Raw genomic sequence first — 11,587 nt, 5'->3', positions numbered from 1 at the left:
CCTTCTACCCTGACGGCCGCAAAGTGTCCATTGTAGCCATCCGGGGTGAGAGAGGGAGCTACAACGCGGTGACCAGCGAGGGCGATCCGCTGCCGATTGTAGCCATCCGGGGTGAGAGAGGGAGCTACAACGAGACAAGCCAGCGGCCTTGCGCGCGGCGAATTGTAGCCATCCGGGGTGAGAGAGGGAGCTACAACAGATTTTCACCTAGCCAGACGATTGATGAATTTCAACCGTTTGCAACGCTCATTTTACCTTCGCACGTTTCAAACCATCGTTCTGCCCGTGATTTGCAACATGGCAACCGCTTGCACTGCCACATAACGGCCGAATATCAGTCTGCCCCAAACGTGTCGCAAAGGCGATTGTCGATCGCTGTGTGTCGACCTGTCGCGGTAGACATGAACACCCCCTCGCCATCCCCAGCCGCCAGGGCCAGGTCTGCGACGCCGAATGGCAGGTGCGCGTGGATTTGGCGGCCGCCTACCGGTTGGTGACCGCCTTTCACTGGGACGATTTGGTCTTTACCCACATCACGGCGCGCGTACCGGGGACGGACGACCAGTTTTTGATCAACCCCTATGGGCTGCTGTTCGAGGAGATCACCGCGTCCAGCCTCATCAAGATCGACCTGCAGGGCAACAAGCTGGACGACAGCCCTTACCCGGTCAACCCGGCCGGCTTCACCATCCACAGCGCCATCCACGCGGCACGCCACGATGCGCAGTGCGTGCTGCACACGCACACGCTCAACGGCGTGGCGGTTTCGGCGCAAAAACAGGGGGTGCTGCCGCTGCCGCAGCAGTCGATCTTCGTGTTGGCCAGTCTGGCCTGCCGCGACTACGAAGGCGTGGCGCTGCGCGAAGACGAAAAGGCCCGGCAGGTGACGCGCGGCCAGGGCGCGGGGGCGCTGACGTGGCCGGGCTTGTTGCGCCGGCTGGATCGGATCAATCCGGGCTATCGGCAATAAGCATATCCTCGCTGCGCCCCGCCGCAGCCACCACCCGCCCGTCCGCTCCCACCAGGCGGCTGAGCCCCCCGTAGCGCGTGTCGCCTTCCGCGCCGCAGGCGTTGGCGTAGGCGATGGCCACGCGCGACTCGGCGGCCAGGCGCGGCAGCGTCAGGCACGGCGCATCGTCGTACGGCAGCATGTTGGCGGTGGGGGCCAGGATCAGCCGTGCGCCCTGCCGTGCCAGCGCCCGCACCGCCGAAGGCTGCTCCACGTCGAAGCAAATCAGCAGGCCGATGCGCCAGCCGTCCCACTCGAACGGCGCGGCCACGGCCTCGCCCGCCGTGAAGCGCGCCCGGTCCCCCGCGCCGAACAGGTGCACCTTGCGGTGCACGGCCAGCCGCTGGCCATCGGGGCCGATGGCCTGCACGGCGTTCCAGGGCTTGGCGCCGTCCGGATGGCACTCGGGCCAGCCGTAGGCGATCCCCAGGCTATGACGCTGCGCGATGGCGGCCACCGCCTGCGCCAACGGCCCGTCGGCGGGTTCGGCCAGCGCGGCCAGCTGCTCAGGGGCGATCAGGTAGCCGGTCAGCGCCATCTCGGGTGTCACGAGCCACTGCGCACCCTGCGCCGCCGCGTGCGCCGCCGCCTCGTCCAGCCGGCGCAGCGCCGCGGCCACGTCGCAGGCAGCCGGGTGCGGGGTTTGCCAGAGGGCGATGCGCATTGGGCGGCCCTCAATCCGGCAGCGCCACCGGGCCGATGTGCGGATACCAGTCGCCGGGGCCGGGGTTATCGGGGTGGCTCGCGCCACCCAGGTGGCGCACGATGCCCCAGACGGCGTTCAGCGCCGTCTGCACCGCCCCCTCCACCCACGCGGGGGTGAAGGAGATGTCGTCGCCAGCCAGGAAGATGCCGCGCTCGCGCTCCGGCAGCGCGTCCTGCATGAAGTGGCCGTACATGCGGTGGTTGTAGCGGTAGTGGCCCGGCAGCGCGCCCTTGAAGGCGCCGAGGAAGTAGGGGTCGGCCTCCCACGAGATGGTGATCGGGTCGCCGATGATGTGGCTGGCGATGTCCACGTCGGGGTAGATTTTGCGCAGCGCCTCCAGCGCCAGCTGCACGCGCTTGGCGCTGTCGTACGGCAGCATTTTCAGGGCGTCGCTCATCCACGCGTAGGACAGGCAGATCACCCCGGGCTGGTGCGGCCCGTTGTCGAACAGGTAGGTGCCGCGCGTCAGGCGGTCGGTCAGCGTCATGCCCATCACCGGCCAGCCGTTGGCGCGCAGGTCGTTCCAGAACGGGCGATCGACCATCACGAAGGTCTTGGACGACTGCATGTAGCGCGTGCGGTCCAGCGCCATCCACAGCTTCTGCGAAAACAGCGACTCCTCGCACGCGATCTGCGTCGTCAACAGCCAGCTCTGGCAGGTGACGAGCACCGCGTCGAAGCGGCGCGTGCTGCCCCAGGCGTCGGTGACCTCCAGCTGGCCGTTGCCGGCGCGCTGGATGGCCTTGACCGCGGGCCTGGGCGCGCCGTGGTGCAGCTTGGCCAGCGTCGTGCCCTGCGGCCAGTGCACCAGATGCGGCGGCGCATGGTGCCACAGGCCGAGCGGCACCTGCTGCACGCCGCCGACGATGAGGTGCTGGTTCTCGTCGCAGCCGGTCAGCACCACGCGCAGGATTTCCAGCATCGAGTTCGGAAAATCCGAATCCCACCCGCCGGTGCCAAAGCCCACCTGCCCGAACACCTCGCGGTGGTGAAAGCTCAGGCGCTGGAAGGCGCCGGACTGCGCGACGAAGTCGTAAAACGTGCGGTCGTCCCAGCGCGGCACCAGCGCGTTCCACAGTGCCTTGACGCGCTCGACGTCGCGCTGGCGCATGGCCGTCTGCAGCTCGGTGAAGCCCGCGCCCTCCTCCAGCGCGTCGCTCCAGGCCAGCGCCACCTCGCGGAACAGCGGCGGCAGATCGTCCAGCGTGCGCGCCCAGTGGGTCTGCCCCTCCAGGTCGATGACGGTGCAGTTGGCCGCCGGCGTCAGCGGGTTGGGGAACGGGCGGCTGCGCAGGCCCAGCGTGCGGACGTAGTGGTAAAAGCCCGTGGACGACAGCGGAAAGCGCATGCCGCCCAGTTCCGCAATCGCCCCGCTGCCGCCTTCGAACGGCTGCGAGCGCAGCCGCCCGCCCATGCGCGACGCCTCGTACACCACGGGCTTCAAGCCCAGCTTCATCAGCTCGTAGGCTGCCGTCAGCCCGGCCATGCCGGCCCCGACGATGGCCACCTCGGTGCCGCGGCGGCTGGCGGGCAGCGTGCCGAGCCCCGCCGGGTGCGCCAGCCACTCGTCGTAGGCGAACGGAAAGTCCGGCCCGAACATGGTGATCGGCGCATCGGCGGGGCGACGCGCGGGGGGTGTCAAGGTGGCGGTCATGCGGGTCTCCTGGAACGCTGTGCGAAGGATGGACGGGAACGGGGCTGGAACGGCCCAAGGCTCAGCGCAGCAGGCTGGCGACCAGCGCCGCCGCGGTGCCCCACATCAGCAGCGCCACCAACCCGTCCAGCGCGCGCCAGACGTGCAGCGAGTTCAGCCGCCGACCGAGCCAGAACGCCGCGCCACCCAGCAGCACAAACCACAGCACCGAGCCGACTGCCGCGCCCAGCCCGAACACCGGCTGCTGCGGCCCCCAAGCCAGCGACGCGGTGCCGATCAGCACCGCCGTGTCCAGCCACGCGTGCGGGTTGAGCCACGAGAACGCCAGCGCCTGCAGCACGGCCTGGCGGCGCGTCACCGGCGCCGCAGCCCCCGGCTGCGCGGGCGCCGCGGCCCCGTCCCCTACCGGCGCAGCGGCCGGCGGCTGCCAGAAACGCCGCGCCGCCTGCCAGCCGTACACCAGCAGGAACAGCACGCCCGCGCCGATCAGCGCGCCATGCAGCTTGTCCGACAGCCCACCGAGCTGGGCGAGCCCCGCCACGCCCAGCGTGATCAGCACGATGTCGGCCAGCGCGCAGGTCAGCACCGTCAGCCACAGGTGCTGGCGCTGCAGGCCGGTGCGGATGACGTGCGCATTCTGCGGGCCGATGGCCATGATGAGCGACAGGCTCATCACCAGGCCGGCGGTGAAGCCCGGGGCGGCCAGCCCGGGCAGGGTGGCGGTGAAGGTGGTCATCGTGCGTGCTCCCGATGGGTGTCGTCGCTGTGCGTGATGGCGGGCCAGCGCAGGGCGGCCCGTATGCGTCCAGTGTCGCTGCAGGCGCCTCGGGTTTAAATGGTTTTGACGAAAAATCGAGCGCATCAAGTTTGACTAAACTCGCGCCATGCTGGACGCCCGTCAACTGCAAGCCCTGGCCGCCGTGGTCGAGCACGGCAGCTTCACCGCCGCGGCGCAGGCGCTGGCGCTGACGGTGGCTGCGGTGTCGCTGCGCGTCAAGGCGCTGGAGGCGCAGCTCGGCCAGCGGCTGGTGGTGCGCGGCAAGACGGTGCGCGCCACGCCGGCCGGGCAGGCGCTGTTGGCGCACGTCAAGCAGGTGCAGCTGATGGAGGCCGACCTGTTGGAGCGGCTGGCCGGCGGCGCCGGGCAGCGCTGGCAGAGCGTGCCGGTGGCGATCAACGCCGACTCGGCGGCGGCGTGGTTTCTGCCCGGGGTGGCGCCGCTGCTGGCGCGCCAGCGGCTGCTGCTGGACCTGATCATCGACGACCAGGACCACACGCACGAGCTGCTGAAGAACGGCAGCGTGATCGGCTGCGTGACCACGCGCGCCGACGCCATGCGCGGCTGCGTGGCCGAGCCGCTGGGCGTGATGCGCTACCGCTGCGTGGCCACGCCGGCGCTGGCGACGCGCGCGCGCACGCCGCAGGGGCGCGTGACGCCGCACCGGCTGCTGGCGCTGCCGGCGGTGATCTTCAACCGCAAAGACGCGCTGCAGGACGTCTGGCTGGCGCAGCACTTCGGGCTGCGCGGGGCGCGCTACCCGCGCCACTTCATGCCGGCGGTGGACGCCTTCGAGCGCGCCATCGAGCTGGGGCTGGGCTGGGGCATGGTGCCGGACATGCACCTGCAGGCGCGCGCCGGGCGGACGGAGCTGGCCGAAGTGCTGCCCGGCGCGGTGGTGGACGTGGCGCTGTACTGGCAGCACTGGGAGCGCGAGCCGCCCACCGCGCAGCGGCTGACGCGCGCCATCCGCGACGCCGCGCGGGCCTGCCTGGCGCCGCTGGCCTGATCGGCCGCCCACCGGGCGACCCCGCAGGGCGGCAGGGTATTGCGCCGGCGCTAGCATCCTTGTCGCTTCAAAGGCCCTTGTGCATGGACTCGCTGACCCAAATCGCCCTGGGCGCCGCCGTCACCGTCGCGGTGATGGGACGCCGGACGGCCGCCTGGAAAGCCGCTGCTTGGGGCGCTGTGGTCGGCACGCTGCCGGATCTGGACGCGCTGGTCCAACACGGCGATGCCGTGCTGGACATGGTGCGCCACCGGGCCGAGACGCACGCGCTGCCGATCCAGACCCTGGCCTCGTTCCCAATCGCGTGGCTGATCGCCCGCGTGCACGGCCAGCCCTTCGGCCGCTGGTGGCTGGCCGTCTGGCTCACCCTGGTCACGCACGCGTTGCTGGACGCCTTCACGGTGTACGGCACGCAGCTGCTGCAGCCCTTCACCGACACCGCCTACGGCGTGGGCAGCGTGTTCATCATCGATCCGCTGTACACGCTGCCGCTGCTGGTGGGCGTGCTGGCCGCCGTCCTGAGCCGCCAGCGCGCCGGCTGGAACACCGCCGGGCTGGCGCTGTCCAGCGCCTACCTGGCCTGGAGCGTGGGGGCGCAGCAGTGGGCCACCCAGCAGGCAGCCCAGGATCTGGCCGCGCAGGGGGTAAAACCCGAGCAGCTGCTTGTGACACCGGCTCCGCTGACCACGCTGCTGTGGCGGGTGGTGGCCGTGGACGGCGGCCACTACCACGAAGGCTATGTGGGCGTGCTGGACGGTGAGCGGCCGATCCACTTTGAGCGCCACGACCGCGGCGGCGCGCTGCTGAGCCGCCATGCCGACCATCCGCAGGTGCAGCGCATCGCGCGCTTTTCGGACGGCTTCTACCGACTGCGCGAGCAGGACGGCCGCCTGCGCCTGACCGACCTGCGCATGGGGCAGGAGCCGGCCTATGTGTTCGACTTCGACATCGGCCCGGCAGAAGCCGCGCACGGCGCCCTCCCGCCCGCGGTGCGTGAGGGACAGCGCATCGCCCTGGCCGATGGCCTGCCCTGGCTGCGCGCCCGGGCGCTGGGCGCGGACCTGCCGCCGCTCAACCGCTGGCTGGCGCAGCGCGACGGCGACCCGGCCGAACGCGACGCCACCTCGTCAACGCCGACGGGCGCCCCACCCATCCGCCTTGCTGCCCAACCATGACCGCCTCCGCCCGCAACGTCCTCGGCGGCCCGCTGCGCGCCTGCTCGTACGACCCGTTGACCGGCTACTTCCGCGACGGCTGCTGCCACACGGGGCCGCACGACGTCGGCCGCCACGTCATCTGCACCAAGGTGACGGCGGAGTTCCTGGCGTTTTCGCTGCAGCGCGGCAACGACCTCGTCACGCCGCGGCCCGAGTGGCGCTTTGCGGGCCTGAAGCCCGGCGACCGCTGGTGCCTGTGCGCGCTGCGCTGGAAGGAGGCGCTGGAGGCGGGCGCGGCGCCGCCGGTGATCCTGGAGGCCACGCACGAGGCGGCGCTGCAAGTGGTGAGCCTGTCGGACCTGCAGGCACACGCCTGGCACCCGGCCGGCACCTGACGGTGGCCCCGCCGGCCCGGCGAGCGCCGCGGTAGCATCGCGCCGATGGACACCCGCCCCACCCCGCCCGAGGTGCCGCCAGCCGGCGACGGCGCCATCCGCCGCCCGGGCCTGCTCGGCTCCTGGCCGGAGATGACCTACGCCGGCGTGCTGAGCTTTCTGCGCCGCACCTACACGCGCGATCTGACCGGCGCCGACGTCGTCGTCAGCGGCATCCCGCTGGATCTGGCCACCACCTACCGCCCTGGGGCGCGGCTGGGGCCGGCGGCGATCCGTGCCGCGAGCGTCCAGCTCGCGGAGCTCAAGCCCTTCCCGTGGGGGTTCGACCCGTTCGAGACGCTGGCGGTGATCGACGCGGGCGACTGCTGGCTGGACGTGCACCAGCCGCACACCATCCCAGGCGCCATCCGCGACCACGCGCGGCGCATCCTGGCCAGCGGCGCGCGCATGCTGACCTTCGGCGGCGACCACTACGTGACCTACCCGTTGCTGCAGGCGCACGCCGAGCGCTACGGCGCACCGCTGGCACTCGTGCACTTCGACGCCCACTGCGACACCTGGCCGGACGACGTGCCGGACTCGCTCAACCACGGCACGATGTTTTACAAGGCCGTGCGCGAGGGGCTGGTCGACCCGGTGCATTCGGTGCAGATTGGCATCCGCACGTGGAACGACGACTTCATGGGCCTGAACGTCTTGGATGCGCCCACCGTCCACGCGCGCGGCGCCGACTGGGCGCTGCAGCAGGTGCTGGCCATCGTCGGATCACGGCCGGCCTACGTGACGTTCGACATCGACTGCCTGGATCCGGCCTTCGCGCCTGGCACCGGCACCCCGGTGGCCGGGGGGCTGACCAGCGCACAGGCGCTGCAGATCGTGCGCGGGCTGGTGCCGCTGAACCTGATGGGCATGGACGTGGTGGAGGTCAGCCCCCCGTACGACCACGCCGACATCACGGCGCTGGCCGCCGCGCACGTGGCCTGCGACCTGCTGTGCGTGCTGGCGGCGCAGCGGGGGGCGCGGCGCTGACGGTGCCGACAGCGTAACCGGGGATCCTACAATCCCCCCCCATGCAAACCGTCAAGACCGAGTTACTCGGCGCGCTGGTGACCGAGTTGGAGGCGTTGCTCCCCGGCGCATCGGCGCGCGCCGTCTTCGAGCAACCCAAGGCCGCTGCCCATGGCGACCTGGCCATCACGGCCGCCTTGCAATTGGCCAAGCCGCTGGGCACCAACCCGCGTGCGATCGCACAGACGCTTGTGGAGCGGCTGCAGGCCCAGCCCGCCTTCCAGCGCTGGGTGGCCGCGCTGGAGATCGCCGGGCCCGGCTTCATCAACCTGCGCCTGCGGCCCGCCGCCAAACAATCGGTGGTGCGCGAGGTGCTCGCGGCGGGCGACCGCTATGGGCACCGGCCGCCTAACGGACAGCGGCTGATGGTGGAGTTTGTTTCGGCCAACCCGACAGGGCCGCTGCACGTGGGTCACGGCCGGCAGGCCGCCCTGGGCGACGCCATCTGCAACCTGTTCCAGACCCAGGGCTGGCAGGTGCACCGCGAGTTCTACTACAACGATGCCGGGGTGCAGATCGAGACGCTGGCGCGCTCGGTGCAGTTGCGCGCCAAGGGCATACGCCCTGGCGACCCGCGGTGGCCCGAAGCCGCCTACAACGGCGACTATATTCAGGACATCGCCGACGACTTTCTGGCGCGCAAGACCGTGCAGGCCGACGACCGCGCCTTCACCGCCAGCGGCGATGTGGAGGATCTGGACGGCATCCGCCAGTTTGCGGTGGCCTACCTGCGGCACGAGCAGGACCTGGACCTGCAGGCCTTCCAGGTGCGCTTCGACCAGTACTATCTGGAGTCCAGCCTGTACAGCAGCGGCCGCGTGGCGCAGATCGTGCAGCGCCTGATCGACGCCGGCAAGACCTACGAACGCGACGGCGCGCTGTGGCTGCGCACCACCGACTACGGCGACGACAAGGACCGCGTGATGCGCAAGTCCGACGGCACGTACACCTACTTCGTGCCGGACGTGGCCTACCACATTACCAAGTGGGAGCGCGGCTTCACCAAGGTCATCAACATCCAGGGCACCGACCACCACGGCACCATCGCCCGCGTGCGCGCCGGTCTGCAGGCCGCCGGCGTCGGCATTCCGCCCGGCTACCCCGACTATGTCCTGCACACCATGGTGCGCGTCGTGCGCAGCGGGCAGGAGGTCAAGATCAGCAAGCGCGCCGGCAGCTACGTCACGCTGCGCGACCTGATCGAGTGGACCAGCAAGGATGCAGTGCGCTTCTTTTTGCTGTCGCGCAAGCCCGACACCGAGTACACCTTCGACGTCGATCTGGCCATCCAGCAAAACAACGACAACCCCGTGTATTACGTGCAGTACGCCCATGCGCGCATCTGCTCGGTGCTGGCGCAGTGGCGCGGCCAGGGGGGCGATCCGGCCGCACTGGTCGAGGCCGACTTGGCGCCGCTGGACACCCCGGCCGCCCAGGCCCTGATGCTGCAACTGGGCCGCTATCCCGAGGTGCTGTCGGCCGCGGCCACCGACTTCGCACCGCACGACATCACCTTCTACCTGCGCGAGCTGGCCGCCGCCTACCACAGCTACTACGACGCCGAGCGCATCCTGGTCGATGACGAGGCCGTCAAGCGCGCCCGGCTGGCGCTGGTGGCCGCCACGGCACAGGTGCTGCGCAGCGGGCTGCGCGTGCTGGGCGTGGATGCGCCCGAGTCCATGTAAGCTCGTCGCCCCTCCCCTTGGAGTCCGCTCCCATGGCGTCCCTCACCGCTTTCATGCGCCATCCTTCCGCCGGCCAGCGCGGCGGCACACTGCTGGGCTTCGTTCTGGGGCTGGTGATCGGCATCGGCATCGCCCTGGCGGTGGCCGTGTATGTCACCAAAGTGCCCATCCCCTTGGTGGACCGCGAGATCCAGCGCAAGCCCACCCACCCCGAGACCGAGGCCGAGCGGCTCAAGAGCTGGAACCCGAACGCCGGTCTGTCGTCGGCCAAGCCCGCGGGCCGCGGCGAGACGGCCGGCACCGCCACCGACGCCCCAGCCGCGGCCGAGGCCCCGAAGGACGAGGCCCCGCGCGGTGACGCCAGGGCCGAAACGGGCAAGGCCGAAACGGGCAAGGGCGAGGCTGCCAAGGGCGAATCCGGACGCGACCCAATCGCGGACCTGATCCGGCAGCGGGCCGGCACGCCCCCGCCGGCGGCCGGCGAGTCCGACACCACGGCGGCAGCGGCCGACCCATTCAACTACTTCGTGCAGGCCGGCGCCTTCCGCAACGCGGAGGAGGCCGAGGGCCAGCGCGCGCGCCTGGCGCTGCTCGGTTTCGACGCCAAAGTCAGCGAGCGCGAGCAGGCCGGCCAGCGCATTTACCGGGTGCGGCTGGGGCCGTTTGGCAACAAGGTGGAAGCCGAGATGATGCAGGAGCGCTTGCGCGCCAAGCAGATCGACACCGCCCTGGTGCGCGTACAGCGCTGAGACGTCCCGGAACCGCCGCCCCGCGCGCCTATCCAACGGTCACCGCAACACTCCGCACCATCCGTCGCCCATGCAACGCCGTCACTTCCACGCCACCCTGATCGGCCTTGGTGCCGCCGCCACCCTGCCCGCCGCCTTCGCCCAAGTCCAGGACGGCCTGCGCGAAGGCTCCGACTACCGGCGCCTGAGCAAGCCGGCCCCGGTGGACACCGGCCCCGGCCAGGTCGAGGTGCTGGAGTTCTTTGCCTACAGCTGCATCCATTGCTTCCGCTTCGAGCCGCTGATGACCGCCTGGATGCGCAAGCTGCCCAAGGAAATCGTCGTGCGCCGGATTCCGGTTGGCTTCAACGCGGCGTTCGAGCCGATGCAGCGACTGTATTTCACACTCGAGGCCATGGGCCGCCTGGGCGATTTGCACGAAAAGGCCTTCAAAGCCATCCACGAGGAGCGCGAACGCTTCAACTCGCTCGACGCCGTGGCGGCCTGGGCCGCCAAACAGGGACTGGACCGGCAGGCGTTCACACAGACCTACCAGTCCTTTGGCGTCAGCGGCAAGGTCAAGCGCGCCCTGCAGTTGCAAGACGCCTACGAAGTCGAGGCCACCCCGTCGCTGGGCATCGCCGGCCGCTTCATCGTGCCGGGCCAGGCGGCCCGCACGCTCGTCGTGGCCGATGCCTTGATTGCGCGCGTGCGACAAGCGTAAACCGCCCGCCACCGGGGGAGGGGGTGGTTGGGGCCAGTCGTGGCACAATCGGCGCACCGCAAGGAGCAAGTTCCGTGCCTGCCGCATTCCCACTGTCGCGCCCCTGGGCTGCCTCTGTCACCACCCTGATCGCCGCCGCCTTGCTCGGTCTGGGGGGCCTGGCCCATGCCGAGCGCGCCGACCGCAGCGCCCCCATGAACGTGGAGGCCGACGCACTGCACCACGACAACGCCCGCCAGGTCAGCGTCTTCACCGGCCGCGTGGTGATCACCAAGGGCACGATCCGCATCCGCGGTCACCAGGTCGAGGTGCGGCAGAACGATCAGGGGCAACAGTTCGGCATCGCGCTGGGCGACGCCGCGCAGCGCGCCTTTTACCGCCAAAAGCGCGACGGGCTGGACGAATACATCGAAGGCGAGGCCGAGCGCATCGAATACGACGGGCAGGCCGACCGAGTGACCTTCCGCGGCCGCGCCGAGCTGCGCCGCTACCGCGGCACGGTCCTGAACGACCGCACCAGCGGTGCCGTCATCGTGTACGACAACCGCAACGACACCTTTACCGTGGACGGCGATCGCGCACAGTCCACCCCCGACAATCCGGGCGGCCGGGTGCGCGCGCTGCTGACGCCGCGCGGCGCCGACCCCGCCACCACCCAGCCCGCACCCGACACC

12 protein-coding genes are annotated in these 11,587 nt (G+C 70.6%); 9 read left to right on the top strand and 3 right to left on the bottom strand.

The window, feature by feature from the left end:
- The first annotated feature begins 379 nt into the window (after window positions 1–379).
- Entirely contained in the window at window positions 380–970 is a 591-nt protein-coding gene (locus tag V7026_RS09515) for a class II aldolase/adducin family protein (RefSeq protein WP_443082339.1), read from the top strand.
- Here V7026_RS09515 and V7026_RS09510 read toward each other — a convergent pair.
- From V7026_RS09510 to V7026_RS09500, 3 genes are all read right to left on the bottom strand, one after another.
- Window positions 948–1,673: a nitrilase-related carbon-nitrogen hydrolase gene (locus V7026_RS09510; protein WP_334155145.1), complete on the bottom strand. Its 726-nt coding sequence runs from the start codon at window positions 1,671–1,673 to the stop codon at window positions 948–950. The genes V7026_RS09515 and V7026_RS09510 overlap by 23 nt on opposite strands.
- A gap of 10 nt (window positions 1,674–1,683) precedes the next feature.
- Window positions 1,684–3,369, bottom strand: a complete 1,686-nt coding sequence (locus tag V7026_RS09505; protein WP_334155144.1) for a flavin monoamine oxidase family protein — start codon at window positions 3,367–3,369, stop codon at window positions 1,684–1,686.
- Between the two features lie 61 nt (window positions 3,370–3,430).
- Window positions 3,431–4,105, bottom strand: a complete 675-nt coding sequence (locus tag V7026_RS09500) for a LysE/ArgO family amino acid transporter (RefSeq protein ID WP_334155143.1) — start codon at window positions 4,103–4,105, stop codon at window positions 3,431–3,433.
- Between the two features lie 148 nt (window positions 4,106–4,253).
- Between V7026_RS09500 and argP the strand changes: the two genes are divergently transcribed.
- The 8 genes from argP to lptA form a co-directional block, all read left to right on the top strand.
- Window positions 4,254–5,156, top strand: coding sequence for an HTH-type transcriptional regulator ArgP (argP, locus tag V7026_RS09495; protein WP_334155142.1), 903 nt, complete (start codon window positions 4,254–4,256; stop codon window positions 5,154–5,156).
- Between the two features lie 83 nt (window positions 5,157–5,239).
- On the top strand, window positions 5,240–6,331 hold the full coding sequence (locus V7026_RS09490) for a metal-dependent hydrolase (protein WP_334155141.1): 1,092 nt from the start codon (window positions 5,240–5,242) through the stop codon (window positions 6,329–6,331).
- The gene (locus V7026_RS09485; RefSeq protein WP_334155140.1) at window positions 6,328–6,708 is read left to right on the top strand and encodes a DUF2237 family protein; all 381 of its coding nucleotides are present in this window, start codon (window positions 6,328–6,330) and stop codon (window positions 6,706–6,708) included. The genes V7026_RS09490 and V7026_RS09485 overlap by 4 nt, the downstream gene beginning before the upstream one ends.
- A gap of 45 nt (window positions 6,709–6,753) precedes the next feature.
- Window positions 6,754–7,737, top strand: a complete 984-nt coding sequence (speB, locus tag V7026_RS09480; RefSeq protein ID WP_334155139.1) for an agmatinase — start codon at window positions 6,754–6,756, stop codon at window positions 7,735–7,737.
- Between the two features lie 41 nt (window positions 7,738–7,778).
- A complete protein-coding gene (gene argS / locus V7026_RS09475; RefSeq protein ID WP_334155138.1) occupies window positions 7,779–9,461 on the top strand; it encodes an arginine--tRNA ligase in 1,683 nt (560 codons plus the stop codon).
- Window positions 9,462–9,493: 32 nt separating this feature from the next.
- Complete coding sequence (locus V7026_RS09470; protein ID WP_334155137.1) at window positions 9,494–10,210, top strand: SPOR domain-containing protein; 717 nt, start codon at window positions 9,494–9,496, stop codon at window positions 10,208–10,210.
- A 70-nt stretch (window positions 10,211–10,280) separates the two neighbouring features.
- Window positions 10,281–10,913: a thiol:disulfide interchange protein DsbA/DsbL gene (locus tag V7026_RS09465; protein WP_334155136.1), complete on the top strand. Its 633-nt coding sequence runs from the start codon at window positions 10,281–10,283 to the stop codon at window positions 10,911–10,913.
- A 74-nt stretch (window positions 10,914–10,987) separates the two neighbouring features.
- A partial coding sequence (lptA, locus tag V7026_RS09460; RefSeq protein WP_334155135.1) for a lipopolysaccharide transport periplasmic protein LptA occupies window positions 10,988–11,587 on the top strand: 600 nt, incomplete at its 3' end.

The organism is Tepidimonas sp. (assembly GCF_036825565.1).
Lineage (GTDB): Bacteria > Pseudomonadota > Gammaproteobacteria > Burkholderiales > Burkholderiaceae_C > Tepidimonas.
Note: the sequence above shows the minus strand (reverse complement) of the source record. Positions and strands in the feature narration are given on the sequence as shown.